This is a genomic window from Streptomyces sp. NPDC021622 (assembly GCF_040640795.1).
Taxonomy (GTDB): Bacteria; Actinomycetota; Actinomycetes; order Streptomycetales; family Streptomycetaceae; genus Streptomyces.
This window is the reverse complement of record NZ_JBFACK010000011.1, coordinates 59,147-84,919: the sequence shown is the minus strand read 5'-3', so window position 1 is coordinate 84,919 and position 25,773 is coordinate 59,147. Positions and strand designations below refer to the sequence as shown.

Here is a 25,773-nt window from a genome sequence, read left to right as displayed (position 1 = left end):
GCCAGGTCAGCCGCCCGCTTCGGCCTCCTCTCGGGGCCGCGCGCCACCGGCTGCCTGGAACGTCTGCGGCTTGGCGCGGATCAAGAGGAGCGTGATGATCAGGGCGACGGCGACGAACCCGACGCTCACCGAAAGGGCGGTGGACCAGCCCTCGGTGACGGCGCGGGCGACCTGTCCGGGTTCCGGGCGGCCGGGCGGCAGTTCGTCCTTGGTGGCGTCGGCCGCCACCGTGCTCAGGGAGGCGAGGCCGACCGAACCGCCCACCTGCTGGGAGGTGTTGAGGAGTCCTGCGGCCAGACCCGAGTCCCGTTCGGCGACCGCGGCGACGGCGGTCATGGCCATGGGCACGAACAGCAGGCCGAGCCCGGAGCCGAACAGGAGCAGTCCGGGCAGCAGCCCCGACGCGTACTCGGTGTCCAGGTCGATGCCCGAGAGCCACCACAGGCCGCAGCCCATGGACGCGGCGCCCGTCGCCATCAGCGGCATGGCCCCGATCCGGGTGACGAGGCGGGCCGCAAGGCCGGAGAAGGCGAGTACGCACAGGGCGTTGGGCAGGAAGGCGACGCCGTTGCGCAGCGGCGAGTAGCCCATCACCTCCTGCACGAACTGCGCCAGGAAGAACAGGGTGCTGATGAGGGAGGCGCCGACGAGGACGGCCACCGCGTAGGCGCCCGCGCGGTCCCGGTCGGCGAAGATCCGCAGCGGCATCAGCGGCTGGCTGCCGCGCGCCTCCAGGACGACGAAGAGCACCAGCAGGGCCGCGGCGGCGGCGAACGACGTCACGGTCCACACGTCCGACCAGCCGTGCTCCGGGGCGCGGACGAGCCCGTACACGAGCAGCGTGAGACCGCCGGTGACGGCGAACGCGCCCGGGATGTCGAAGCGTCCGGGATTGCCCGCCGTACGGGGCAGCAGGTAGTACGCGCCGATGGCGATGGCGATGCCGATGGGTACGTTGACCCAGAGCACCCAGCGCCAGCCGAGCGAGTCGGTGAGCGCCCCGCCGAGGAGCAGCCCGATGACCGCTCCCGATCCGGAGACCGCTCCATAGACGCCGAAGGCGGCGTTGCGCTGCTTTCCCTGCTCGAAGGTCGTGCTGATCAGGGCCAGCGCGGTCGGTGCGATGACGGCTCCGGCGACGCCCTGGGCCGCGCGGGCGGCGATCAGCCAGCCGGGTCCCGCGGCGAATCCGCCGAGCAGTGACACAAGGGTGAAGGCGCAGATGCCGGCGATGAACATGGAGCGGCGGCCGAGGATGTCGCTGGCGCGCCCGCCGAGCAGCAGCAGCCCGCCGAAGGTCAGCGTGTAGGCGTTGAGCACCCATTGCAGGTCGCCCTGGGCGAAGCCGAGATCGTCGCGGATGCTCGGCAGCGCGATGTTCACGATGCTGATGTCGAGGACCACCATCAGCTGGGCGCCGGCGATCACGGAGATGGCGGGGACGAAGGACGGCCCTTTCCGGGCGGTCGTGTTCATGGTCATACACCCCTCTCGGAGGGGGCACCGGACGGCACCCGCCAAAATAGTAGACCAAATGGTTCTCTATTTAGTAGGGTAGAACCATTCCGCATGGAGAGCACAAGAGCGCGAAGGTCCCCCGCGACAGACACCGGGACCGGCCGCGCAGCCCAGGAGGAAGGGGGCCGGGTGACGGCCGATCAGGAGACGGAGCAGGAGCACCCGGTCCGTACCCGACGCCGGGGCGCGGCCCTGGAGGAGGAGATCTACGCGGCGACGATCGAAGAGTGCGCGGCCGTGGGCTACGGCCGGCTTTCGCTCAAGGGCGTCGCCGCACGGGCACGCACCGGCAAGGCCGCCCTGTACCGCCGCTGGAGCACCCCGCAGGAGCTGCTCCTCGACGCGTTCGCCCATCTGCTCCCGGTCACCGATGAGTTGCCCGAGACCGGCAGCCTGCGCGGGAACCTGCTCGCCGCACTGCACCGGATGAACGACTCGCTGGCCGGCCGGATCGGCCCGCCCGCCATGGTCCTGATGGGCGATCTGCTGCGCCACCCCGAACTGGTCGCGGCGTTCCGCGCCCGGCTCGTGGAGCCGCGCCTGGAGGCGATCCTCGCCGTGATGCGGCGGGCCGCCGAGAACGGCGAGATCTCTCCCGCGGCCGTCACCGATCTCGCGGCGCGGACCGGCCCCGCCCACATCATCATGCACTTCCTGATGAACGGAACGCCCCCCGACGACCGGACCATCGAGAGCGTCGTCGACGAAGTGGTTCTGCCCGTCCTGCAACCGAGCACCGCCGCAGAGGAGACTCGGCATGCCCCGAAACGAGCCCGGCACGGCCGCCCGACCTGACGCCACGGCGCCCCCCGCACCCACCCCGATCCTGAAGATCCTCAACGGGGTGCACAAGTCGGCGGTGCTCCGGGCCGGTATCCAACTGCACGTCTTCGACGCGCTGGTGACCGGTCCGTGCACCGCCCGCACCGTCGCCCTGTCCATCGAGGCCGACGAGCGCGCGACGCGCATCCTGCTCGACGCCCTCACCGGCATCGACATGCTCGACCGGACCGGGAACGAGTACCGCCTCACCCCGGTCTCGGAGCGCTATCTCGTCTTCGGCAAGGACACCTACTTCGGCGACGCGGCCCGGATCCAGACCCACGACTACCTCTGGGAGGGCGACCGCCGGCTCGCCGACGCGGTCCGCGCGGGCGGCAGCGTACTGGCGTCCGAGAGCAAGGACGAGCATCCCTTCTGGCGGGAATTCGCCCAGGCCAGCGGCCAGTTCGCCGTGCAGGGTGCCCGCTTCACCGCCGGGCTGCTCGGCCCCTGGGCGGTATCGCGCCCTGAGCTCGACATCCTCGACCTGGCCGCGGGCAGCGGACTGTACGGCTGCCTGCTCGCCGCGGAGTTCCCGGCGGCCCGCGTGACGCTGCTCGACTGGCCCGACGTCCTTGGGACGCACCGGGCCGCCGCACAGCGGCTGCGTGTGGCCGACCGGGTCACCGAGCTCAGCGGAGACGTCCTGACCGCGCCCTACGGCGGTCCGTACGACCTGGTCCTGCTCAACAACGTCCTGCACAACTTCGGCGAGCGCAGGTGTGTCGAGCTCCTGACCCGGGCGGCCGAGGCCCTCAAGCCCGGTGGCCGGGTGGTCGTCCAGGACTTCGTGCCCGGCGGCCCCGACACCGACCCGGAGGGCGTCGCCCGCATCTTCTCGGTGCTCATGCTGATCATCACCGCCGAGGGCCAGGTGTACGACGGCGACCAGATGCAGGACATGCTCGCGGCGGCCGGTCTCAGCATCGTCTCCCGGCACGAGGCGCCGCACATGCCCACATCCGTCCTCCTCGCCGAGCGGGTGGTCTGACCTGTTCCCGTACGGCACCGGTGGCCACGCCCCGGCTACTTGGCCCCCTGGCCTCCGGTGCCGTCGGTCCCGTCGGCGTCCATCCGGGCGAGATCGACCCGCGAGCGGATGCCCAACTTCCGGAAGATCTGCCGCAGATGGAAGCCCACGGTGTGCGGTGAGAGGAACATCTGGGTGGCGACCTGCCGGTTCGTCAGGCCCTGCGCCACAAGGGCGGCCACCGAGCGTTCGGTGACGGTCAGGCTCGCCCAGCCGAAGTCGGGCCGCTCCGCGTGCGTCCAGTGCCGGCGCCGCACCCCGCGCTCGCGCAGTTTGCGGCGTACGCGGGCCGCGTCCCGTCCCGCGTCAACGCGGGCGTATCCGGCCATGGCGCGGTCCAGGGCGGCGACGGCCTCCTCCCGGTCCGCGTCGCCCCGCAGCGTGCCGAGGTCCTCGGCGGCGGACGCGCGGGACCAGGCGTCGGGGTGCTCGTCGACCGCCCAGCGCAGCGCCCCGGCGTCGGCCTCGTGCACCCCGCGGGCGTGCGCGGCGGTGACGAGCAGCGCGGAGACTCCGGGGTTGTCCGCGGCGAGCGCGGCGATCAACCCGGCGCTCTCGTCGGCCAGTTCGGGGATCCCCGCGGGGCGTGCAGCGCGGATCAGCCAGACCGCGGCCGTCGGCTCGTCGACGAGCAGCCGCGAGAGCGCCTCCGGGTCGCGGCGGACGTCGCCGAGCGCGGCACGTACGCCGTCGTGGTCGGCCCGCGCGGCGGCGACCTGCGCCGTGATCCAGTCGGCCCGCACCCGGCCCATGCGGGCCGCCTCCCCCTCGTACTCCCGTGCCGCGTCCCGCAGCCGCCCGGCCTGCTCATCGGCCGCGAGGATCTCGCCCCGCCACAGCGCCGCCTCGGCAAGGACGGTGAGACCGAGCGGCACGTGCAGCGGCACTCCCGCCTGCTCGGCGGCCGTGAGCCCCGCGGTGGCCAGCTCCGTCGCCTCCTGGGGCAGGCCTCGGGCCAGCGCGGCACGGGAGGCGAGGATCATCGAGGCGCCGCTGAGCGCCCAACTCCCGGACGCCGGTGCCTCTTCGGCCAGCGCGTCGGTGACGGTGCCCGCCTCGTCGGCCTCCCGGAGCCTGCAGAGCAGGGTGGCCAGGGTCAGCCGGGGCGGCAGATGCCAGGGCGCAGGGGCTCCGCTGTCGGCCCGCTTCACCGCCTCCCGCGCCAGGTTCAGGGCCTCGCCGGTGCGCCCCGCCGACCAGCGCAGCTCGGCAAGGGCCGCAAGGCGTCCTGGCGGCAGCTCGGAGTCGCCGCCCGCTTCGGCGGCCAGGTCCGTCCTGGTGGCCGGCTCCGCAGCGCGGGCGGCGGCGGACCCGTCCCGTGCCAGTTGCCCGAACACCCGGTTGGCCAGGGCCTCGTCGTGCGGCCAGGCAGGACCGGTGCTCCCGTCGATGACCTGTTCGGCCGCGGCCACCGCCTCGCAGGAGCGGCCCGAGAGCAGCAGTCCGGTGGACAACCAGTGCCGCAGAAATGTGCTCCGGTCCGGGGACATCGGCCGGGCGAGCGCCTCGGTCGCGAGGGCGACGGCACGCGGCAGCGGCCCCGCGCGGGTGAGCGCCTCGACGGCGGTGTCGGTGACGGCGTCGGGCGCGGGCTCGGCGGGTCCCGCGATCTCCAGGGCGCGCAGGGCGAGTTCGGCGGCCGGGCCCGGCTCGGATGCGACGATCTCGGCGGCCGCCCGGCCGAGCACGTCGACCGCTCGGCCGTCGCCGGACCGCGCCCCGTGCACGAGGTGGGTGGCCGCCGAAAGGAGGCCGCCGTCCCTGCCGAGGATCATGTCCGCGGCCTGCCGGTGCAGGGCGCAGCGCAGCGGTGAGGGGATCGTCGACAGGAGGGCGAGCCTCACCAGCTCGTGCCGGAAGGCCACGTTGTCGCCCTCGCAGACCAGGATGCGGGAGTCGAGTGCCTCCTGGAGCGCCGGCAGGACGCTCGCCACCGGGTCGGCCAGCATGTGGGACAGGTCGTCCGGTGCGCAGGACGGTCCGAGCACGGCGGCCACGTCGAGCAGCAGCCGGGTGGACGGCCCGACCATGTCGAGGCGTTCGCGGACGAGCCGGCCGAACCGCCGTGGCGGGCGGCCCTGTTCGGCGTGGGGTGCGAACCGGGCGGTGCCGTCGCTGATGTGCACCGCGCCGTCCTCGGCGAGCCCTTCGATCAGCGCGATGAGCGCGGCCGGATTGCCGTCCGCGCCGTCGGCGAGGGCGATCAGCTCCGGTGCGGGCACGGCGCCGAGCACCTCGGTGGCGATCTGCCGCACCGCCGGGTCGGGCAGCGGTCCGAGCCTGACGAGGTCGGCCCCGGCGGCGAGCCGCAGCTGGCGGAACAGCCGGTCCTCCGTCCGCGATCCGGCCCCGATGCGGCGCGCGAGGACCCACACGAGCGGCCGTTGCGCGAACCGCGTGACCAGCATGACAAGCGCCGCCAGGGTCGCCGGGTCCGCCCACTGGAGGTCGTCGATGACGACCGCGGTCGGCGCGCGGCGCAGCCGTTCCTCCATGTGCGAGCGGAGGTGGCCGATCAGCCGGGACACGGACGCGGTGCCGTCGGCCGATGCGTCGAGGTCGGCGCCGAGCGCCGCGGCGAGCGGGGCCAGCGGCACCGCGCTGCGCACCTCGTCGGCGGCGCCGCGGGCCACCGAGAGGCCGCGTGCGGAAGCGGCCTGCGCCACATCGGCGAGCAGCCTGCTGCGGCCCGCGCCCGGCGGCCCCTCCACCAGGAGGATGCCGCCGCCGCCCGATCCCGCGGCCCGGTCGAGCAGTTCGCACAAGCGCTCCCACTGCCGCTCGTGCCCGCACCACAGGACCCCCGATTGCGGGCCCTGGCCGAGCGCTGGTCCCTGGCGTCGTAACTCCCGTAACTCCGTGCAGACAGTCATGCTCCCGCCCCCCGTTTCGCGCACTGCGGCCTTCGCGGCCCGGGAGCCGTGCGCGACTCCACGAGCCCTGACGACAGACCCAGGCTGACCATCGCCTGTCAAGGAGTGCTCAGGCGACGGTGATGCGCCGCTCACCGCGCCCCACCCACCGTGCTGCCGCGGGATCCGGCGCCCCGCCGCACGGTCCGGCGCGGCTCAGCGCCTGGACTCCTCCCGGAACCGGTCCTCGCGCCCGGAACCGACCCGTGGCAGTGCGGCGAGCGCTCGGTCAGAGCCCCGTTCGGTGGCGTACTCCCTCACCAACTCCGGGAACCAGTACGTCCGTTGATCTGGTGACGCCCCGTCGGGCCCGGCGGCCTCAAGGAGCGAGGCGTCGGAGAGGCGCATCAGGAGCAGCTCGACGACGGCGCTGTCGACGCCGAGGGTCCGCGCCGCCTGGGCCACGTCGAACCGGCGGCGCGGCATCAGCGCGAGGCGCAGCGCCATCTTCCGGGTCTCCTCGTCGAGTCTGCTGAAGCTCGCCTCGAATCGGCCGTACAGATCGAGGCCCACGGCGGCCAGCTCGGAGAGCCCGCACACCCCCTTGGCCGACTCGATCCCCTCTAGCACGGCGGAGACCTTGGCGTCGGGCAGCGCGGCGAGCCGCTCGCCGAGGAAGTTGACGGCAAGCGGCAGCCCCTCCACGAACCGGACCAGGCCCTGCGCGGCGTCCGGTTCGGCGGCGATCCGCTCTCTGCCCACGTGCCGGGCGAGCAGGTCGACGCCGTCCCGCACGGCGAGCGGGCCGAGGCGCACGCTGCGGGCGCCGGGAAGGCCGTAGAGCCGCGTACGTCCGGTGATGAGCACCGCGCAGCCCGTGCCGCCCGGCAGCAGCGGGTCGACCTGGGCCATCGAGTCGGCGTCGTCGAGCACGAGGAGCACCCGGCGGCCGGACGACCAGGTGCGGAACATCGCGATCCGCCCGGCGAGCGTGGTCGGCAGCTCCTCGGACGGCACCCCGATCCCCCGCAGGATCTGTTCCGTGCCGTCCATCGCGCTCAGCGGGACCGCCCGCGTGCCGCGCAGCGAGAGGAAGAGCTGGCCGTCGGGGTACTCCCGGCGGACCGTGTGGGCGAGGTGGACCGCGGTGGCCGTCTTGCCCACGCCCGGCATGCCGATGAGGGAGACCAGAGGCATCGCGGTGTCGCTCGCACCGCCGCGCCGCAGCGTCCCGGTCAGCTCCCCGACGACCGCCTCGCGGCCGATGAAGTCGACGCTGTCGCGGGGCAGTTGGGCCGGCGGTCCGACGGCGACCCAGCGGGCGGGGGCCGAGGTCCGCGCCTCGGGCGTCGACGGCGGGTCGAGGGTGGAGTCGGCGGCGAGCACGGCCTGCTGCAGCCGCTGGAGTTCGGGACCGGGCTCGAGTCCGAGTTCCTTGATCAGATGGCGGCGCAGGTCCTGGAACACCTTCAGCGCCTCGCCGCGCCGGTTGGACCGGTACAGGGCCAGGATCAGCTTCGCGTACACCCCCTCGTGCAGCGGCATGGCGGCGGCCAACGCCTTGAGTTCGGCGGTCAGTTGCTGGTGCCTGCCGAGCTGGAAGTCGGCTTCTATGCGCAGCTCCAGGGCGCGCATCCGGCTCTCCTCCAGCTCGGCGGCGTGCGGTTCGAGGAGTTCGCCGCAGTCCACATTGGCCAGTGCGCTGCCCCGCCACAGCGAGAGCGAGCGGGCGAGCATCCGTCCCGCGCGGGCCGGGTTCCCCGCGGAGAGCGCCTCGCTGCCGTCCTTCACCAGGGCGCGGAAGGCGTTCAGGTCGACCGCGTTGTCCGGCAGTTGGACGAGGTAGCCGTTGGGCCGGGTCAGCAGGCGGCAGGGGGTGGGGCCGAGCTCGGGCTCCTCCAGGGCCCGGCGCAGTTCGTATATGTACGTGTGCACGGCCCGCACCGCCTTACTGGGCGGTCGCATTCCCCACAACTCGTCTATCAGTTCCTTGGTCGACACCACTTGGTTGTGCCTCAGTATCAGGAGGGCCAGGGTCTTTCTCAGCTTTGGCGCACTCGGCGTTCGTACCTGATCGCCGGCGAGGACCTCGAAGTTCCCCAGGACCTGAAACCTCATACGGACTTCCCCCAAATCTTGCTCTTCACGTATCGGAGCGTATGCCGATTGGGATGGCAAATCGCAGCATACCGCGATCTACTTGATCAATAGAGGAACAGTTTATTTTGGCTGAATTAGACCCTACACAGGGGTCCGTTGCCTTTTGTTCAGCGTTCGGGTCCGGCCGTCTGACGAACCTTCAGCTCAATCCTTTCGGGACCGTGAAAGACGATGTCGTCCGCGTACCGGACCCGCACGTCGGTCGTGTCCACCTCAGAAAGTAATTCAAGGATGGACTGAAGGGCTTTGGTGGTCTCCATGCGGGCAAGCCCGTATCCCAGACAATGGTGGATCCCCATGCCGAAGCCGAAGTGCCGGCCCACGTCACGGCCGATCCTCAGCTCGTCGGGATCGGGGTAGCGGTCGGGGTCCCGGTTCGCGGAACCGAGGACCAGCGTGAGCTTGTCGCCGCGGCGCACCGCGCGCCCGCCGACCCGCGCGTCCTGGTAGGCCCACCGGGTCACCATCTGCACCGGCGCGTCGTAGCGGATCAGTTCGTCCACGGCCCCGCTCAGCGCCTCGGGCCGCGCCCGCAGCTCGGCGAGCGCCGCGGGGGCGCCGAGCAGTGCGAGCGCCGCCTTGGACACCACGTTGGACGTGGCCTCGTGCCCTGAGGTCAGCAGGTGCACACAGGTCCCCACCAGCGCGTCGTCCGTCAGCGGGCCGCTCCCGTCGTCCGCGGCGACCAACTCCCCGATCAGATCCGTACGGGGCGTGCGGCGCCGCTCGTGCACCGCTGCCCGGAAGTAGTCGTCGAGCCGGCCCGCCGCCTCCTCCGCCCGCGCGAGCCGGGCCGCCCGGTCGCCGGGGCGGAAGCTGCTTCCCTCGCGCAGCGCGAGCGCGTGCCCGCGCAGCGCCTCCCGGTCCCCGGGGTCGACGCCGAGCGCTTCGAGCACCACGAGCAACGGCAGCGGGGCCGCGTAGTCGTCGACCAGTTCGACCGTGGACCGCCCGGCGAGGCCCCGGGCGAGATCCGCGGTGATCCTGTCCACCGCCTCGTTCAGTTCACCGCTGCGCAGCCGGTCCGCGAACCGGTCGGCGATCAGCGAACGCAGCCTCCCGTGCGCCGGCGGATCCATGAAAACGAGCCAGTTCTCGACGCTCCTGGCAAGCCGCGGAAATCCCGGCGGGATGAGTGCGGGCGGCGGCCCTGATCCGCGGTATCCGACGGCGGCCCTGCGACCGAAATGACGGCCCGTCAACACCTGGCCCACATCGTCGTGGCGGAACACGAACCACTGCTGTTCCGGGGCCTCCGCACGCCCCGGCAGCAAGTGCACGGGGTCGTTCTCCCTGAATTCCCGGTAGAGGGCGTACGGTTCCTCGATGTTCTTCCTGAGCCGTTCGAGAAATGTCCCTTGCATCGGATTTCCGTTCCCCTGTTCGGATTACTCGCGCGTATCGAACTCCCTGAAGAAGTCCGCGTAGTACCGCATCAGTTCGGCCACTCGCGACGGCAGCCCCGGCTGTTCTTCGGCCGATCGGGCCAGATGCGCGAAGCGCAGTGCTATGGACCGCCGCGCGACGTCCGGGCGGGCCAGGAAACCGGGCTGCTCCTCCAGTTCGAAGGAGGGCCCCGCGGTCCTGCCCGGCCGCCCGGACGGCAGGGTGACGATCAGCTCGGCCAGCGGCCGCATCATGCCCGTCATCACGTCGATGGCGGCGTTCATCAGCTTCGAGCGCCGCAGGCTCGCGTCGGCCGCGGAGCCGAAGTGCTGGATCATCAGCTGCTGCATCAGGAAGTACGAGCGGTTGAAGAGCACCATCGCCGACCGGGCCGCGGGCTCGGTCACCTGGTCGGCGGCGCCGCTCCCTGCGTGCAGCGTCGGGTTGCGCAGGACCGGGTAGGCGGGCGTCCAGGGCGCGCGCCGGTCGCCGGGGTCCTTCAGATGCCCGGCCATCAGCAGATCGGACATCCTCAGGAACGTGTCGAAGTGCGCCTCTCCGTCCGGCTTGGTCGTGTCGATCACTCCGCCCTCGCCGTGTTCGGTGACGAAGTCGATGGCGAAGAGCGCGCTGCGTACGTCGTCGACCTCCAACTGGTAGTCGGGGTGGACCGCGTTGACCGACTCCCGCATGAACAGATGGTGTTCGCCGCCGCCCCGTCCGGGGTCGACGAGGAAGAGGTCGGGCACCCGCCGGATGCCTTCCTTGATGGCTTCGTAGAGGTCGCTCAGCGAGTCGTACGGATAGAGCCCGCCCCCTGCGGAGGTGTTCGCGGCCGCCGGGTCGTCGGCGAGGCCGCGCCGCAGCGAGTGCGGCTGCTCCAGCTCGATGAACCGTTGCAGGCTGCTCAGTCCGAAGCCCTCCAGACAGAGCCCGAGCGGCAGCCGAAGACCGCTGTTGACGGTGGCGAAGTCGATGGCGGGGAGGTGGAAGGGCTGCCCCATGGCGGTGATGATGTTGTTGATGACCAGGAAGTGGATCATCTCTTCACGGGCCACGTGCAGCAGGCTGCCGCGCATTCCGTTGCTGAGCGTCTCGCCGCCGTCCCCGCAGGCGAGCCGGAACTGCTCCTCGCTCCACTCGCCGCGCCGTACGTACTCCCGGCCCGCCTCGTACAGCGGGATGGACCAGGCGGCGTACAAGTACTGCATCATGACGGCCAGTTCGATGGTCGCCGCCTCGCGAAGACCGTCGTAGAGCTGCTGCCGCGTCGTGATGGCGCCCTCGCGGGCTCGTGCGGGCACGAAGGCGGGCGGAGCCGCGCGGCCGCTCTCGTCGGCCCGCAGATACTTCAGGAGCAGCCGGGTCTGCGGCCCCGTCATGTCGCGGGTGGGCGGCATGTAGAAGGTCTTGTCCTTGTTGCGCGGGTCGCACATCAGCCACATCAGGCGCGGATAGGTGGCCACCTTGCAGGCGTCCCGCAGGCTGAAGATCTCGTCCTTCATGAAGGAGTAGAGCAGTTCGTACGGGGCGAACACCTCGCGGTAGAGCAGCTCGGGCGTGATGTCGCCCTGCGGGATGTCGTCGAGATGCCAGGTGTCGGGCAGCGTACGGACCGCCATGGCGCCCATCGCCGGCCAGTAGCCGAGCAGGTCGTCGTTGTCGTAGCCGCGCGCCGCGGAGCCCGGTTCGGCCGGGTCGCAGGGCGGCGGTTCGGCGGCGGGCAGGAAGAGCAGCCGGGCCGCGCCGGGAGCCGCCGACCGCAGGGTGAGCCGGCCGCGGCCGTCCGGGTCGGTGGCGACGACGCAGCTCGCGGCGTACGGGCCCGTGGCATCGAGGCCGCCGGGCCGCAGGTCGAGCGTCCGGATGTCGGTGCTCCTGGCCCCGGGCGCGGTGGCGCGCGGATCGGCGGGCAGCGCCCTCGGGTTGACGTACTGCTCGACTCTCAGGTCGGGCACGGCCGCGGGACGCCCGAGCCGGTACGTACGGATCTCCACCTCGGCGGCGTGGCTCTCGCCGGTGCGGCGGTCGGGGTGCTCCAGGAAGAGGCTCGCGTCGTCGACGGCGACCGTCGTCTCCTCCTCCGTGAGCAGCACCACGGGCGGCCCGCCGTCCCGCAGTCCGGTCAGGACCAGGGGCTCGTCGGTGCGTCCCCGCTCCACGGGTACGGTGACGAGCCCGCCGGACACATCGGTGTCCCCCAGATACGCCGCCCTCGGGACGCGGGCGACGAGGCGGCCCGAGTCCCTGGTGCGCAACTCCAGGTCGCCGGCGTCCAGTCGGGGGCCGAGCCGGTGGATGGGGCCGGGGCCGGGCTCGGGGCTGCGGGACTCGACGGGCACTGCGGTGATCAGGTCAAGCGTGGCGTGGCCGTCGGTCACCTCGACCGCCGCGCTGTGCAGCGGACCGGAGGTGCGGCGGGCGCTGAGCAGCCGCCCCACCGGGCAGTTGCGCGGCTCGTCCCGGTGCCAGGGCGCGATCGTGCCCCTCAACTGCCAGAAGTCCGGGGCGTCTTCGACTGTCGGCGTCGCCATGTTGCTCAGCGCGAACCGCACGAGGAGTCCGTCCGCGCCGCCTCCCGTGGTGCGGTCCCGCAGCAGCCGTGCCGCCTCGGACGCCTCCGCCTCGTCGAGCCACTCCAGGCCCTCTTCGCGGTCCACGGCGAACTGGTGCACCACCGAGCGGCTGAACCGTACGTCCGGCGGCTGCCCTTCGGGGCCGCACACGTACCGGGGGTTCTGCCGGTGCGGCGGCTGCATTCCGCGCACGTCACCGACCGCCATGTAGCCGACGTCGTGGGAGCGGCCGAGCCTGCCGAAGCAGAACTGGCCGATCATCAGGGTGGTGGTCCAGTTCGACGCCGGGTCGACGTCGAGGACGCGGGCCCGGTTGAACGTCGTCGCCAGGTAGTCGTTGTAGTGGCCCCACATGTCGACGTGCCGGCCGACCACCGCGTCGGTGGTGTCGATCTCGCCGGGGGCCCGCTCCCAGCCGCGGACGGTGGCGTCCACCCAGAAGTGCCCGTTGCCACCGAAGTTGTGGCCCTTGGCGCCGATCCGTTCGAGGTGATCGTGGTACTCCCGCACCGGGCCGTCCACGGGGTACGGCCCGTCCTCGGTCATGGCCTGGTTGCGGGCCAGGTCGTACAGGCCGCTGCGCGGCCCGGTGGGCAGCCGGGTGACCGCGGTGCCGGCGAAGTGCAGCCGGGGGACGTCGAAGACGCTCACTCAAACCTCCGCATCGTCGTGCCGTTGGGGTGGCCTCTGGACGAAGGCGTCCATGGCCGTGACCGCCCCGAGCGCCGACTCGATCGCTCCGTTGATCCACGCGGGGCAGGACGAGCAGTGCTCACCGGCGAAGAAGAGCCGGCCCTGCGGGCGGGCCGCGCGGCGGCGCTCGACGGTCCGCGCGGCCGCGTCCTTGCCCCAGCGGCGCGAGGTGCACCCCTGGCTCCAGGGGTTGTGCCCCCAGGCGACGCTCACGGAGTCGAGCACCATGCCCGGTTCCTTCAACTCGGGGTGCAGCGGGGCGAGTTCCTCGATGACGGCCTCGACGCGCCGTTCCTTCGGCAGGTGGCCGAGCAGGTCGGCGTCCTCGGCGATCGCGTAGCTGCCCAGGAGTACGGCGCCGCGCCCCGGTCCCGCGTCGCGTGGCGGATAGTAGGTCTGCCGGGTCCGTCCGCCGGTGGCGGAGGCGCCGCCGAGAATGCCGTCGCGTTCCCAGAACGCCTCCCGGCAGTGCAGCACCACCTTGGTCGCCGCCCCGTACTCGACGGAGCGGATGATGTCGCGCTTGTCCTCGTCGAACCCGTCGAGGTCGAGGCCGCGCAGCACGGAGAACGGCAGGGTGCACAGGGCCAGCGGGTACGCCAGGGTCCGCGTGCCGCGCCGGGTGTGCACCCGGATGTCGACGCCGCCCGGCCGGACGCCGAGTCCCAGCACCTCCTGGCGCCGCAGGACCGGTCCGCGCAGCGACGCGGCGAGCCGGTCGGTGAGCTGGGCCATGCCGCCGCTGAGGTACCAGAGCCCGGGACCCGTCTCCACGAGGATGTCGTCGAGGAAGCCCTCAAGGCGTCGCCCGCAGCCCGCCCGCAGCCCGGGGTGGTCACGGAAGACCTGGCCGAGGTCGATCCGGTCATCGGCGGGGCCCCGCAGATACGGCGCGAGGTCGACCCCGTCGGCGAGGTCGAGCAGTCCCGCGAGGTCCCCGACGAGTCCGTCCCTCAGCTCTCCTGGGCCCAGCACCCGCACGGTGGCCGCGAGCCACGCGCCGAAGACGACGGTCGCGGGGCGGTGGCGTTCGACGGGCAGGTCCCTGCGCAGGTCCTCCACGACGGGCCCGGCCGCTTCCCGGACTCTGACGAACCCCCGCCCGGTGGGCAGGTAGTTGTTCTCGTCGCTCAGGATCGTCGAGAAGGGGCGCAGCGCGGACTCCAGGCCCAGTTTCGCCACGTACCGCATGGTGAAGGTGTGGGTCTGAGGGATCCGCATGGCGCCGAGCTCCGCGTACGCCGCGTCGTCCGCGTCGCCGAAACGGTGGGTGTGGATGCGGCCGCCGATCCGTTCGCTGCCCTCGAGCACGGCCACGCGGTGGCCGAGTCGCTCCAGCTCGTGGGCCGCCACCAGGCCCGAGACCCCGGCGCCGAGTACCACTGCGCCGCCGGTCCGCCTTTCGCTCGATATCAACACGGGAGCCGAGTCTGCTGCTTGGCGCGCGGCCGCCACATCCCCCACCGCGCGGCCCGTACCCGTGAATCGTCCGGCTCGTACTACCCCGGCCCGTGACCGTGCGTGGCGGCATCCCGCGCGGCCGCATGGGTTCTGCCGGACCGCGCCGTTGTCCGCGTCACCCCCGCACGCCCGGTGCCTAGCATCGAGCCGCTCCGCGCCATGAGCGAAATGCGAACGATCTGCAGGCGAACGATCTAAGGGGGAGTCCGCAGTGGACCGAAGGATCAAGAAGATCGTCATTCTCGGCGGCGGCACGGCCGGCTGGATGACCGCCGCCTATCTGGCGAAGTCACTCAGGAACACCGCCGCCATCACCGTGCTCGAAGCTCCCGGCATACCACGCATCGGTGTCGGCGAGGCGACCGTGCCCAACCTCCAGAGGGTCCTGTTCGACCATCTCGGCCTGACGGAGGAGGAGTGGATGCCCGAGTGCAACGCGTCCTTCAAGATGGCGGTCAAGTTCATCAACTGGCGCACCGAGGGCGAAGGCCAGCCCCAGGGGCGCACGCTCGACGGGCGGCCCGACCACTTCTACCACCCGTTCGGCATCCTGCCCGAGCACGACGGCCTTCCGCTGTCGCACTACTGGGTCCATGAGCGGCAGCGGGGTGCGACGGATCTGCCGTACGACTACTCCTGCTTCCGCGAACCGCCGCTGATGGACGCGAAGACGGCGCCACGCCGCTTCGACGGCGAACGGGTCACCCGCTACGCCTGGCACTTCGACGCGCATCTCGTGGCGGACTTCCTGCGCCGGTACGCGACCGACAAGCAGGGGGTGCTGCACGTACAGGACGAGATGACCGAAGTGCACCGGGACGAGCGGGGGTTCATCACCGGGCTCGGCACCAAGAGCGGCACGGTCCTCGACGGGGACCTGTTCGTCGACTGCTCCGGCTTCCGGGGCCTGCTCATCAACCAGGCGATGGCGGAGCCCTTCGTCGACATGAGCGACCACCTGCTGTGCAACAGCGCGGTCGCCTCCGCCGTGCCGCACGACGACGCGGCGCACGGCGTCGAGCCCTACACCTCGGCGATCGCCATGAAGTCGGGCTGGACCTGGCGCATTCCGCTGCTCGGGCGGTTCGGCACCGGATACGTCTACTCCCGCGAGTTCACCGGCCAGGACGAGGCCACCGAGGACTTCTGCCGGCTGTGGGACCTGGACCCCGAGCAGGCGCCGCTGAACCACGTCCGGTTCCGGGTCGGACGCAACCGCCGTGCCTGGGTGAAGAACTGCGTGAGCATCGGCCTGTCTTCGTGCTTCCTCGAACCACTCGAATCGACGGGCATCTACTTCATCACCGCCGCCATCTACCAGCTCGCGAAGCACTTCCCCGACAAGCGGTTCGAGCCGGTGCTCAGCGACCGCTTCAACGCCGAGATCGAGGCGATGTTCGACGACTCCAGGGACTTCCTGCAGGCGCACTTCGCGCTGGCGCCCCGCAACGACACCGAATTCTGGCGGGCCAACAAGGAGTTGAAGCTCTCCGACCAGATCCAGGAGAAGATCGCCATGTACCGGGCGGGGCTGCCCGTCAACGCACCGACGGCCGGCGAGAGCGAGTACTACGGCAACTTCGACGCGGAGTTCCGCAACTTCTGGACCAACGGCAGCTACTACTGCATCTTCTCCGGTCTCGGCCTGCAGCCAGAGCACCCGCTGCCCGCGCTGCTGCACCGCACCGAGTCCCTGGAGGGGGCCAGGCCGCTCTTCGCGCGGGTCGAGGAGGAGCAGCGCGGACTGCTCGCGACGCTGCCGTCGCACCACGACTATCTGAGCCGCCTGCACAGCGCATGAACGGGCGCAGGCAGACCGGGCCCGTCGAGGCCGACCGCTACCGGACCCTGATGAGCGGCTTCCCGACCGGTGTCTCGGTGGTGACGGGCATCGACGAACTCGGGGAACCGCGGGGCGCGACCTGCTCCGCGCTGTGCAGTGTGACCATGGTCCCGCCGACGGTCCTGGTCTGCCTCACCGCGGGCAGCAGCACCCTGGCGGCGGTGCGGGAGCGGGGCTGGTTCGCGCTGAACCTGCTGCACGCCGGGGCCCGGTCGGCGGCGGAGGTCTTCTCCTCCCCCGTGGACGACCGGTTCGCCCGGGTGCACTGGAAGCGCCTCGGCACCGAGGGCCTGCCCTGGCTGGCCCATGACGCGTTCGCCGTCGCCGAGTGCCGGGTCAGCGAACTCACCACCGTGTCCACGCACACCGTCGTCTTCGGGGAGGTGATGGACGCCGAACTCGCCGACGAACCGCCCCAGCCGCTGCTTTACGGGCTGCGCCGGTTCGCCGCCTGGCCGGGCGAGCCGTGACGTCACCCGGCAACAGTGGGATAGCGGTGGAACGCACCGGACGGCACGCCCAGTTCCGGCCGCCACCCGTGCAGTACGGCGGCCGACGGTGCGAACAGCTCGGACGGTACGTCCTGGGGCGCGAACCAGGCCCACCGCTCGATCTTGTCCGGCTCGCGCGCCCTGGCCGGGGCACCTGAGGCCGTCGTCACGAGTGCTCCGGCCGTCACCCGGGTCACGCCGCGCTCCCCGTCCACGAAGAACGCGCCGATCCGGACATCCTCCGCATCCGCCGAAAGACCGGTCTCCTCGGCCAGTTCACGCACCGCCGCGCCCTCGAAGCTCTCACCGGGGTCGACCTTGCCGCCCGGCAGCTCCCAGCGCCCGTCGTGCCCGAGCCCGAGCAGCACGCGCCCGCTCGCGTCGAGGACGACGACTCCGACACCGACGAGCCCGTGCGGCGTGGGGAAGGCCCGCTCCGGCCTCTCGGGACGCTCGGGCCGCTCCGCGGGCGAGGTACTGCTGCTCATGCGCCATGCCTTTCTGCGTGACCGGGGACGACACGACGACGGTACGCAGCACCCGGAGCCGGCCGCCGGTCGGGCCCGGCAGCGGCGTGGTGGAATGTCGCGGCACCCAGACAACGTACGGAGCAGGGGACATTCGGGATGGCGGGTTCAACCAGGCCGAAGCGGCGCAGGGCCACACCGTCGGCGCTGCCGGTGGAGCCGCGCACTCCGCGGCCGCGACAGGAGCGGAAGCCGGCCGGGAAGAAGGGCAAAAAGACCAAGGACAAGAACGCCATGTCCTGGCCCCAGATCACGGCTTGCGTCCTCGGCCTGATGGCGGCCGCGGTCGGCACCTTCTTCTGGACCGCTCCCCTGTGGGCCGGCCTCGCACCGCACTGGCCGGCCGAGGGCTACGGCTTCTCCGTCACCGTCGGCCTGCTGCTGCCCGCCGCGATCGCCCTGATGGCCATGGCGGCGATGCGTACGAAGCAGAGCGCCGCCCAGGGACGGGCGGGCTTGACCAGGGCGTCCGGATGGGCGCTGACCACGGTCACGGCCTACGCGGCGAGCACGTTCCTCGCCGGCCTCCAATTCGGCGCGATCAAGCCCAAGCGCCGGAACCGGGACGCCGATTGCTACGAGAGCGGTGGCGCGTGCTGGATCAGCGAGCACTACCCCCTGGCCTGGCTGCTCGGCATCCTCGCCATCCCGGTGGGCACCGTGCTGATCATGTGGCTGTCCGGCCGCTTCGGCGACCGCAAGCAACAGACCTCCCCGGAGCATGACCCTGCGTGATGTCAGGCCACTGACGCGCCTTGCGAAGTCACGCGCGGACGCCGGGGACATCGACGGGGCACAGTCGTACGCCCTGCGCGCGGCTGTACTGCGGGCCGCGGACGCCGGGAACACCCGGGCCCTTGGCTGGCTTGCGGGGCTGCGCGAGAAGGCCGGGGACGCGGCGGGCGCGCGGCGGCTGTTGTGCTGGGGGCTTGAGGGCGATGGCTCTCCGTCCCAGCCTTGGTAGTCCCCCGGGAAACCAGCCTTGGTAGTCCCCCCAGGAAACCAGCCGTGGTGGTCCCCCGGGAAAGGTGAATCACCCGTTCTCCCCGCCCCTGGGTGCCGGGAGCGCCGGCATTGCGTTGAATCGGCAGTGGTCGACGCCTCCGGGAGCCAGCATGTCCGTGCCGCACAGCCCGACCGGGGGGTCACCTGCGAGCCTGCCGCCCCGCGGGGGCCGGCTCCGCAGAACCGGGCAGTGGTGCGCCCGCCACTGCGTGATCGTCATCGTGGTGTGGCTGGCCGCTCTGGTCGGCCTGCAGGTTCTGAACGGAAAACTGGGCGGTGAGTACTCCGACGACTTCTCCCTGCCCGGAACCCAGTCCGAGCAGGGCCTCGACGTACTCAAGGCGCATGAGCCCGCGGCCGGCGGCTACAGCGCGCAGGTCGTGCTGCACGATGCGGCCAAGTCGCTCAGCGACCTGAGCAGCCAGGTCGGCTCGGCCGTCAGCAGTCTGCAGAAGCTCCCCCATGTGCTGTCCGCGCAGAGCCCGCTGCCCGCGCAGCAGCAGCCCGCCGGCACGCCCGACGTGGGGCCGCTGTCCTCCGACGGCAAGACGGGATACATCACCGTCCGCTTCGACGTGCAGCCCTCCACGCTCGGCGACGACTATCTGGACGGCGTCGACAACGCCGTCCAGCCGCTGCGTGCCGCCGGCGTGGAGGTGGAGTACGGCGGCCCGCTGGGCGAGCTGGCCCGGCCTGAGCCGGACGACCGGACGAGCGAAGCCATCGGGTTCGGTGTGGCGATCGTGGTCCTGCTGGTCGGTTTCGGCAGTGTGCTCGCCGCGCTGCTGCCCCTGGTGACCGCGCTGATCAGCGTGATCTGCGGCCTGGCCTGCCTGGGGCTGCTCGCGGCCGCGTTCACCTTCGCCACGGTCTCGCCGACCCTTGCGACGATGATCGGGCTCGGCGTCGGGATCGACTACGCGCTCTTCCTGGTCACCCGCCACCGCCAGAACCTGCTCACCCAGGACCCCTCGACGGCGGCCGGGCACGCGGTGGCGACCAGCGGCCGGGCCGTACTGGTCTCCGGATGCACGGTGATCATCGCCCTGTCCGGCCTGTGGGTCTCGGGGATCTCGTTCATCGGCAAGCTGGGCCTTGCCGCCGCGGTCACCGTCGTCACGGCCGTCCTGGGCGCGCTGACGCTGGTCCCGGCGCTGCTCGGCCTCATCGGGCAGCGGATCGACAAGCTGCGCGTGCGGACCCCTGTGGCCGAGACGAACGCCGAGCCGGGGGCGACGGCGCAGGGCGGCTGGCACCGCTACGCGCAGCGCGTGGAGCGGCGGCCCTGGTGGTTCCTGGTCGGCGGCGTCGTCGTGCTCGCCGTCCTGTCGGTCCCGGTCTTCTCCCTCCAACTGGGCCACATCGGCGACGGGGCTGACCCGAAGTCCTTCACCGACCGGCGCGCCTTCGACCTGATGTCCGACGCCTTCGGGCCCGGTTCGAACGGCCCGATGACCCTCGTCATCGACCAGAGCGACGTGCCCCAGAACGACAGACAGTCGCTGGAGACCCAGGCGCAGAAGGCCCTCACCAATGTGCCGGACGCGGCCGCGATCACCCCGCTCGAGCCCACATCGGACGGCGACGTCCTGATCTCGACGGCCTACTCCGTCGCCGCCCCGCAGGACGAGCGGACCACGGACCTGCTCGACCGGCTCACCGACGACGTGCTGCCGCAGGCGGTGTCGGGGACCAGCGCGCAGACGTACGTCACGGGGACGACCGCCGCGCAGGGCGACTTCCTGGAGATCGTCTCCAAGAAACTGCCGCTGATCATCGCCGTGGTGGTGGGCCTGGCCTTCCTCGTCATCCTCACCGTGTTCCGCGGGCTGCTCGTCGCGGTCAAGGCCGCCGTACTCAACGTCCTGTCGATCGCGGCCTCCTACGGAGTCGTGGTGGCCGTCTTCCAGTGGGGCTGGGGCGGTCCGGCGCTCGGCGTCTCGGGAAAGGTCCCGATCGAGAGCTACGTACCGATGATGATGTTCGCGATCGTCTTCGGCCTGAGCATGGACTACGAGATCTTCCTGCTCTCCCGGGTCCGCGAGGCCTGGCTGCGCACCCGGGATCCCCGGGCGAGCGTCGCCCATGCCCTGGAGATCACCGCACGGGTCATCACCTGCGCCGCACTGATCATGGTCAGCGTCTTCGCCGCGTTCATCGTCAGCGACAACATCGTGGTGAAGATGCTGGGCCTCGGCCTGGCCGCGAGCGTACTCATCGACGCCACCGTGGTCCGCCTGCTGCTGGTGCCCGCCGTCATGACCCTCCTGGGGAAGGCCGCCTGGTGGACCCCGCGGTGGCTTGACCGGGTGCTCCCGCACATCGACGCCGAGGGCGAGGAGGAGGAAAGGGAGAAGGAAGAGGAGGCGGCCGGCGGGCGTTAGGCGCCGCACGCCGCGCACTCAGTGTCCGCGGAACGCCTCCTCCAGCCACCATGCCCCGTGCTCCCGCACCACTTTGGCGTCGACGAGCAGCGGTGCGGTGCGCGGGCCGACGACCCAGTCCTGTACGGCCTTCAGGTCGGCGGGCGTGCGCACGGTCACCGCCTCGAAGCCGTGACCGCGGGCCACGGCGGCGATGTCGGTGGGCGGGAACTCGACCGTGCCGAGCGGGAATCCGTCCGGGCCGAAGTGGTGCACCTCCGCTCCGTACGCGTCGTCGTTGTAGACCACGACCACCATCGGCAGTCCGAGCCTGCGCACCGTGTCGAGTTCGACGGCGCTCATCAGCGCCCCGCCGTCGCCGAGCGCGGCCACCGCGAGACGGTCCGGGCGGGCCAGGGCCGCGCCGATCGTGGTGGCGAGTCCGAGGCCGATGGACTGGAAGGCCTGCGTGAAGCACAGGCCTTGTTCGTCGGGGACGGACAGGTACATCGTCGGGTAGCCCATGAAGTTGCCCGAGTCGACGCCGATCACGCGCTGCGCGGGGAGGATGTCGTCGAGGGCGATGCTGAGCGTGCGTGGATCGATGTGGTCCCGGGTGCCGGTGTCGTCGTACGGGACGTCGCGCCAGTTGAGTCGCGCGGCGAGCGCTTCGGCGGTGGCGGGGGTGCGGTAGCCGCGGCCGCCGCCGTCCCCCAGCGCGGTGTGCGTCTGCCGCGCCGTCAGGAGCACGTCGCCGGTGACCCCGAGTTGGACGGGACGGTGCGCGCCGAGCGCCGTGGGGTCGTCGTCGACCTGGACCAGGGTCGTGTCCGGGCCGATGAGCCGGCCGTGCCGCGTCGTCCACATGGTGAGCGAACAGCCCAGGGCCACGATCACGTCGGCGCCCTGGATCAGCTCGGCGGCGAGCGGTGACGAGAACCCGCCCGCGACATCGAGCGACCACGGGTTGCCCTGGAACAGGCCGCGGGCCACCGCCGACGTCGCGAGCAGTGCGCCGCAGCGCTCGGCGAGCGCCTCAAGGGCCTGGCGGCAGCCGGGGCCGCGCGCGCCGCGTCCGGCGACGAAGACCGGGCGCTCGGCGTGCGCGAGGATCCCGGCGAGGGCCGCGATGTCGTCGTCGGCGGGTACGACGGCGGGACGCGGGGGCGGCGGCACCACGGCGGCCAGGGCCCGGTCCGCGTCCGGGGCGTCCAGTGCCTGTACGTCGAGCGGGAGGTTGAGCACGACCGTGCACCGCTCCTGGGCGGCACGGCGCACGGCGGCGGTCGCCTGCCCGACGGCGTCGGCGGCCGACGTCACACGGGCACTGCGCGCACCGACCGCCTGCGCCAACGCCCCTTGATCCACATGGAAGTTGGAGCGCGGGTTCGACGCCTCCGCCGCGAGCACGACGAGCGGCGTACGGCTCTTGGCGGCCTCGCCGATCCCGGTGAGTGCGTTGGTGAACCCGCATCCCTGGTGCACGCTGACCACGGTCACGGCGCCCCGCACGCGCGCGTACGCGTCGGCCATGGTGGCGGCGCCGCCCTCGTGGCGCGCCGCGACGAACCTCGCGCCCGCCGCCACCATCGCGTTGGTGACGTGGAAGTTGCCGGAGCCCACCACGCCGAAGACCTGGCCGACCCCGGCCGCGACCAGGGCCCGCCCGACCGCTTCGGCGACCTTCACGACGGCCGCCCCGCTCGTTCGACCAGGGCGAGGACCCGGGCCGGCGCCCCGGAGCCGGAGACGATGGGCAGCGGCCCCGCGATGACGACGGCCCCGGTCGGCGGCAGCTCGGCCAGGTTCTGCAGCTGCGTCAGGCCGTACTTGCCGCTGCCCATGAGGTACGAGTGACAGGGAAACGCCGGCTCGAACGCGTGCGCACGGCCCGCGTCGGTGCCCACCGTCTCCACGCCGAGCCCGGCCACCGGCGACTGCTCGGCCACCCAGCGGGCGCACGCGGCGGACAGGCCCGGCGTATGAGGCCCGTTCTCATCCGCGTTGAGGAAGGGCTCCTGCGCGTACGACCTGCTGCTCCACCCGGTCCGCACCAGGAGCCACCCGCCGTCGGGCAGCGCACCGTGCCGGTTCTGCCACGCCTGTATGTGCTCCACCTCGACGAGGAAGTCGGGGTCCTTGGCGACTTCGTCGGTGACGTCGAGCACCGCCGCGGGAGCCACCAGTTGGTGGGCGGGCACCGAGGCGACGTCGGCGAGGTCCTTGCCGGTGACCCAGTGGTTGGGCGCGTCGAAGTGGGTGCCGGTGTGCTCGCCGGTGCGGAAGTTGTTCCAGTACCAGGCGGGCCCCCGGTCGTCGTACCTGCTGATCTCCTCCAGCTCGAACACTTTGGTCTGCCCGAACTCGGGCGGCAGTTCAAGGACCGGCGTGCTGGACGACAACGGCGCGGTGAGGTCGACGACTTCGATCGCGCCACCACGCAACCCGGCCACCAGGGCGGCGAGAACGGAGGGCGACGAGGATCCCGGCGCGGCTGCGGATGCTGACGTTGACTCAGACATGCCTGCATCCTGAAGCCGCCGGCAGGGCCGCACAAGCGCCCGGGATCCCCGGATCCACCCACCGGACCCACCTGCCGGGACCCACCTGCCGGATCCGCCTATCCGACGCGCTCGATCCGCGCCTTGCGGATCAGGAACTTCCCGGCCTCGCGCACCTCCTCGAACGCCGCGTTGTTGAGCAGCACACAGCTGCCCGACGCCGAAGTGACCTCCACCGTGGTGGACTTGGAGTTGTCCAGGTTCGTCACCTTCAGCTGCGTACCGACGGGGAACTCGTTGCTGGACGCGGCCGGCGCGCCGGCCTCGCCGGACAGCGTGACGGTGGAACCGGCGCAGACGACCTCGCCCTCAGCCCCCGCGTCTCCCCCGCCCTCGGGCGGGGCCGTGGCCGTGGCCTCGCCACCCGGCTCCTCCGCCGGCGGCTGCGCAGCGTCCCCACCGGCGCCGCCCTCACCGGCACCCGCGCCCTCGCCGGCGCCTGCTCCTTCATCGGCACCCGCTCCTTCACCGGCGCCCGCTCCTTCATCGGCCCCGGCACCCCCGCCGGCCTCCGCACCGCCCTCCGCACCCTCCCCGGCATCCGCGTCGCAGCCCGACGCCGCCTGCTTCCGCCTGATCTCCTCGATCACCGCTTCCCGATTGGCGATCCGCGCAGCGGACTGGGCGTCGGGGTTGGCCCGCTGACCCGCGATGAACTTCTCGTTGTTGCTCAGCGCGGTGGCCAGCCCGTCACATGCTCCCGACGCCTGGCTCGTACCGGTCATCACCACCGCCGTTCCCGCCACCAGCGCGGCGGCGCCCACCATGAGGACGACCTTCTTCTTACGGGTGAGAGTCTTCTTGCGCGACACGTGCGACTCCTGTCCCCGGCGGTGTACGCCACCGCCGGATGGGTTTCCGTGTGCCGTCACATACGCGCAGCAGCCCCACTCGTCTCAACCGCCCCACCAACCACGTGGAGGCAGCCCTGCCCTGCCTGGCGGTCAAGCCCGGCGTTGTTGCGTACGGAAAGCGGACGGGGTGACGCCCGTGCGGCGGGTGCACGCGACATCCGGTACCAGCGCGGCACGGCATGACGTTGCCACTTGTTTGATTCTGTGCGGCTTCGTCGATGGACGGTAGGGGCGGCGCGGAGCTTCGTCAACGACACTGACACAGGCACAAGATGACGGCACGTCAGTTAGCTGCGTGACCACATCCCCACCCCTGGACCGAGATTGAGCGGCCCCAGCAGCCACTTTGCATCCAAGCCGGGGATCCCGCGCACCCACTCCGTGCGCAAGTCCTTGACAGATTCCGGGGCTGCTCCCAAGGTTTCACTCGACCCGCTGGATGTTTACGTGAACATCCAGATCCCTTGGCTGCCGAACCAGGGAAGGAATCATGTCCCCCCACATCTCCCCCCACATCACCTCGCAGCCCAGCACGCCGCCATCAGCCCGAAGGCGCCGACTCCGCCGCCTCCAACGTCGCACGCTGGCCGGCCTGTTGCCCCTACTGGCAGCCGTGCCGATCGCCCTCGTGTCCGGCGCTTCATCGGCCACCGCGGAGCCGAGCGAGCTGGACCCCAGCCAATTCAAGGGCGTGAACTGGGCGCGCCCCGGCGACAATTTCGTCGACGCCCCCCTCGTACCCGAAGGGCTGGACGTCGCGGACAGCTACGACACCGTGAAGGCGAAGGCCGACTCCGTCTACACGGGATTCGAGAGCATCGGCGTGAACACCGTCCGCCTCCCCGTCAACACCAAGTCGGTGGGCACGCCGTGGTGGGACGCCTACACCGGCGCGATCGACGCCGCGACGGCCAAGGGGTTCAAGGTCGTCCTCTCCTACTGGGAGGACGGAGCGTCCTCGAACGGCCGGATCATCGACTTGGCCGCCTTCAACTCGATGTGGAACACGGTTGCGGAGAGGTACGGCTCCGACGACCACGTGTACTTCGAGCCGATGAACGAGCCCCACGGATACAGCGCCACCGAGTGGGCGGACATCGCGGCCACTTGGATCGCCGACCGCCCGGCGATCCCCAAGGAACGGATCTTCGTCAGCGGGTCCGGCTACAACGACGAGGTCAAGTCCGTGTGCGCCGACAGCAGGCTCGACGGGACCTATCTCTCCCTCCACCACTACGCCTTCGGAAAGGACCCGAAGGACTACGACGGGTGGGTCGCCGACCTCAAGAACGGACTCGGCGACTGTGCCTCGCGCACCGTCCTGGACGAGTTCGGGGCGCCCATGGACGACGAACCCGACACCGGATTCGACTACAACGACCCGGAAAGCGGCGAGAACTTCGTCCGGTACCTTCGCGCGGACACCGACACCGTCCGCGCCCTCGGCATGGGCGCGATCTACTGGCCGGCCCTCGGCGGCAAGCACCAGGAACGTCCCACGTACGACTACTACTCCCTCTTCGCCCTGGAAGGCAGCGGCACGGACCTGCGCCTCAGCCCCCGCAACCCCAGCGGGATCGACCGCCTCAAGCACGCCTGGGGCCTCGACGCCGGGTAGTCACACTCCTGCA

The 25,773-nt window shown here is 71.6% G+C and carries 18 protein-coding genes; 8 read left to right on the top strand and 10 right to left on the bottom strand.

Translation table 11 applies throughout. From position 1 onward, the window contains the following. Positions 1-6 precede the first annotated feature (6 nt). A complete protein-coding gene (locus tag AB0G47_RS22380; protein WP_360772603.1) occupies positions 7-1,476 on the bottom strand; it encodes an MFS transporter in 1,470 nt (489 codons plus the stop codon). 171 nt (positions 1,477-1,647) lie between these two features. On the opposite strand from AB0G47_RS22380, the gene AB0G47_RS22375 reads away from it, so the two are divergent. Together AB0G47_RS22375 and AB0G47_RS22370 are read left to right on the top strand one after the other, a co-directional pair. After that, entirely contained in the window at positions 1,648-2,313 is a 666-nt protein-coding gene (locus tag AB0G47_RS22375; RefSeq protein WP_360772600.1) for a TetR/AcrR family transcriptional regulator, read from the top strand. Next, positions 2,276-3,331, top strand: coding sequence for a class I SAM-dependent methyltransferase (locus AB0G47_RS22370; RefSeq protein WP_360772597.1), 1,056 nt, complete (start codon positions 2,276-2,278; stop codon positions 3,329-3,331). Before AB0G47_RS22375 ends, AB0G47_RS22370 begins: the two co-directional genes overlap by 38 nt. A 35-nt stretch (positions 3,332-3,366) precedes the next feature. On the opposite strand, the gene AB0G47_RS22365 is transcribed toward AB0G47_RS22370, so the two are convergent. From AB0G47_RS22365 to AB0G47_RS22345, 5 genes are all read right to left on the bottom strand, one after another. Continuing rightward, the gene (locus tag AB0G47_RS22365; protein WP_360772594.1) at positions 3,367-6,243 is read right to left on the bottom strand and encodes an AAA family ATPase; all 2,877 of its coding nucleotides are present in this window, start codon (positions 6,241-6,243) and stop codon (positions 3,367-3,369) included. 195 nt (positions 6,244-6,438) lie between these two features. After that, positions 6,439-8,340: a BTAD domain-containing putative transcriptional regulator gene (locus AB0G47_RS22360; protein ID WP_360772591.1), complete on the bottom strand. Its 1,902-nt coding sequence runs from the start codon at positions 8,338-8,340 to the stop codon at positions 6,439-6,441. A 149-nt stretch (positions 8,341-8,489) separates the two neighbouring features. Then, positions 8,490-9,746, bottom strand: coding sequence for a cytochrome P450 (locus tag AB0G47_RS22355; RefSeq protein WP_360772588.1), 1,257 nt, complete (start codon positions 9,744-9,746; stop codon positions 8,490-8,492). Positions 9,747-9,770: 24 nt separating this feature from the next. Next, complete coding sequence (locus tag AB0G47_RS22350) at positions 9,771-12,995, bottom strand: ferritin-like domain-containing protein (protein WP_360772585.1); 3,225 nt, start codon at positions 12,993-12,995, stop codon at positions 9,771-9,773. Continuing rightward, positions 12,996-14,456 (bottom strand): NAD(P)/FAD-dependent oxidoreductase, encoded by a 1,461-nt coding sequence (locus AB0G47_RS22345; protein WP_360772582.1) that lies wholly within the window; start codon positions 14,454-14,456, stop codon positions 12,996-12,998. A 253-nt stretch (positions 14,457-14,709) separates the two neighbouring features. Between AB0G47_RS22345 and AB0G47_RS22340 the strand changes: the two genes are divergently transcribed. Both AB0G47_RS22340 and AB0G47_RS22335 read left to right on the top strand, forming a co-directional pair. Continuing rightward, complete coding sequence (locus AB0G47_RS22340) at positions 14,710-16,299, top strand: tryptophan halogenase family protein (protein ID WP_360772579.1); 1,590 nt, start codon at positions 14,710-14,712, stop codon at positions 16,297-16,299. Next, on the top strand, positions 16,296-16,811 hold the full coding sequence (locus AB0G47_RS22335) for a flavin reductase family protein (protein ID WP_360772577.1): 516 nt from the start codon (positions 16,296-16,298) through the stop codon (positions 16,809-16,811). Before AB0G47_RS22340 ends, AB0G47_RS22335 begins: the two co-directional genes overlap by 4 nt. Positions 16,812-16,813: 2 nt before the next feature. Here the strand turns inward: AB0G47_RS22335 and AB0G47_RS22330 are convergent, their stop codons facing one another. After that, the gene (locus tag AB0G47_RS22330) at positions 16,814-17,320 is read right to left on the bottom strand and encodes an NUDIX hydrolase (protein WP_360772575.1); all 507 of its coding nucleotides are present in this window, start codon (positions 17,318-17,320) and stop codon (positions 16,814-16,816) included. 138 nt (positions 17,321-17,458) lie between these two features. On the opposite strand from AB0G47_RS22330, the gene AB0G47_RS22325 reads away from it, so the two are divergent. From AB0G47_RS22325 to AB0G47_RS22315, 3 genes are all read left to right on the top strand, one after another. Next, positions 17,459-18,094 carry a hypothetical protein gene (locus AB0G47_RS22325; RefSeq protein WP_360772572.1) on the top strand — a complete coding sequence of 212 codons (636 nt, stop codon included), beginning with the start codon at positions 17,459-17,461 and terminating at the stop codon, positions 18,092-18,094. Beyond that, complete coding sequence (locus AB0G47_RS22320; protein WP_360772569.1) at positions 18,081-18,323, top strand: hypothetical protein; 243 nt, start codon at positions 18,081-18,083, stop codon at positions 18,321-18,323. The genes AB0G47_RS22325 and AB0G47_RS22320 overlap by 14 nt, the downstream gene beginning before the upstream one ends. A 151-nt stretch (positions 18,324-18,474) precedes the next feature. After that, the gene (locus tag AB0G47_RS22315; RefSeq protein WP_360772566.1) at positions 18,475-20,748 is read left to right on the top strand and encodes an MMPL family transporter; all 2,274 of its coding nucleotides are present in this window, start codon (positions 18,475-18,477) and stop codon (positions 20,746-20,748) included. 18 nt (positions 20,749-20,766) lie between these two features. On the opposite strand, the gene AB0G47_RS22310 is transcribed toward AB0G47_RS22315, so the two are convergent. The 3 genes from AB0G47_RS22310 to AB0G47_RS22300 form a co-directional block, all read right to left on the bottom strand. After that, the gene (locus AB0G47_RS22310) at positions 20,767-22,416 is read right to left on the bottom strand and encodes a thiamine pyrophosphate-binding protein (RefSeq protein ID WP_360772563.1); all 1,650 of its coding nucleotides are present in this window, start codon (positions 22,414-22,416) and stop codon (positions 20,767-20,769) included. Then, the gene (locus AB0G47_RS22305) at positions 22,413-23,249 is read right to left on the bottom strand and encodes a cyclase family protein (RefSeq protein ID WP_360772560.1); all 837 of its coding nucleotides are present in this window, start codon (positions 23,247-23,249) and stop codon (positions 22,413-22,415) included. The genes AB0G47_RS22310 and AB0G47_RS22305 overlap by 4 nt, the downstream gene beginning before the upstream one ends. A gap of 98 nt (positions 23,250-23,347) precedes the next feature. Then, entirely contained in the window at positions 23,348-24,100 is a 753-nt protein-coding gene (locus AB0G47_RS22300; protein ID WP_360772557.1) for a hypothetical protein, read from the bottom strand. Between the two features lie 655 nt (positions 24,101-24,755). On the opposite strand from AB0G47_RS22300, the gene AB0G47_RS22295 reads away from it, so the two are divergent. Continuing rightward, positions 24,756-25,760, top strand: coding sequence for a cellulase family glycosylhydrolase (locus tag AB0G47_RS22295; RefSeq protein WP_360772555.1), 1,005 nt, complete (start codon positions 24,756-24,758; stop codon positions 25,758-25,760). The last annotated feature ends 13 nt before the right edge of the window (positions 25,761-25,773 follow it).

Bases quoted from the DNA above. Each gene is read 5' to 3' on its own strand.
- AB0G47_RS22380 (WP_360772603.1), bottom strand. From the start codon at position 1,476: ATGAACACGACCGCCCGGAAAGGGCCGTCCTTCGTCCCCGCCATCTCC.
- AB0G47_RS22370 (WP_360772597.1), top strand. From the start codon at position 2,276: ATGCCCCGAAACGAGCCCGGCACGGCCGCCCGACCTGACGCCACGGCG.
- AB0G47_RS22365 (WP_360772594.1), bottom strand. From the start codon at position 6,243: ATGACTGTCTGCACGGAGTTACGGGAGTTACGACGCCAGGGACCAGCG.
- AB0G47_RS22360 (WP_360772591.1), bottom strand. From the start codon at position 8,340: ATGAGGTTTCAGGTCCTGGGGAACTTCGAGGTCCTCGCCGGCGATCAG.
- AB0G47_RS22355 (WP_360772588.1), bottom strand. From the start codon at position 9,746: ATGCAAGGGACATTTCTCGAACGGCTCAGGAAGAACATCGAGGAACCG.
- AB0G47_RS22335 (WP_360772577.1), top strand. From the start codon at position 16,296: ATGAACGGGCGCAGGCAGACCGGGCCCGTCGAGGCCGACCGCTACCGG.
- AB0G47_RS22330 (WP_360772575.1), bottom strand. From the start codon at position 17,320: ATGAGCAGCAGTACCTCGCCCGCGGAGCGGCCCGAGCGTCCCGAGAGG.
- AB0G47_RS22325 (WP_360772572.1), top strand. From the start codon at position 17,459: ATGGCGGGTTCAACCAGGCCGAAGCGGCGCAGGGCCACACCGTCGGCG.
- AB0G47_RS22320 (WP_360772569.1), top strand. From the start codon at position 18,081: ATGACCCTGCGTGATGTCAGGCCACTGACGCGCCTTGCGAAGTCACGC.
- AB0G47_RS22315 (WP_360772566.1), top strand. From the start codon at position 18,475: ATGTCCGTGCCGCACAGCCCGACCGGGGGGTCACCTGCGAGCCTGCCG.
- AB0G47_RS22305 (WP_360772560.1), bottom strand. From the start codon at position 23,249: ATGTCTGAGTCAACGTCAGCATCCGCAGCCGCGCCGGGATCCTCGTCG.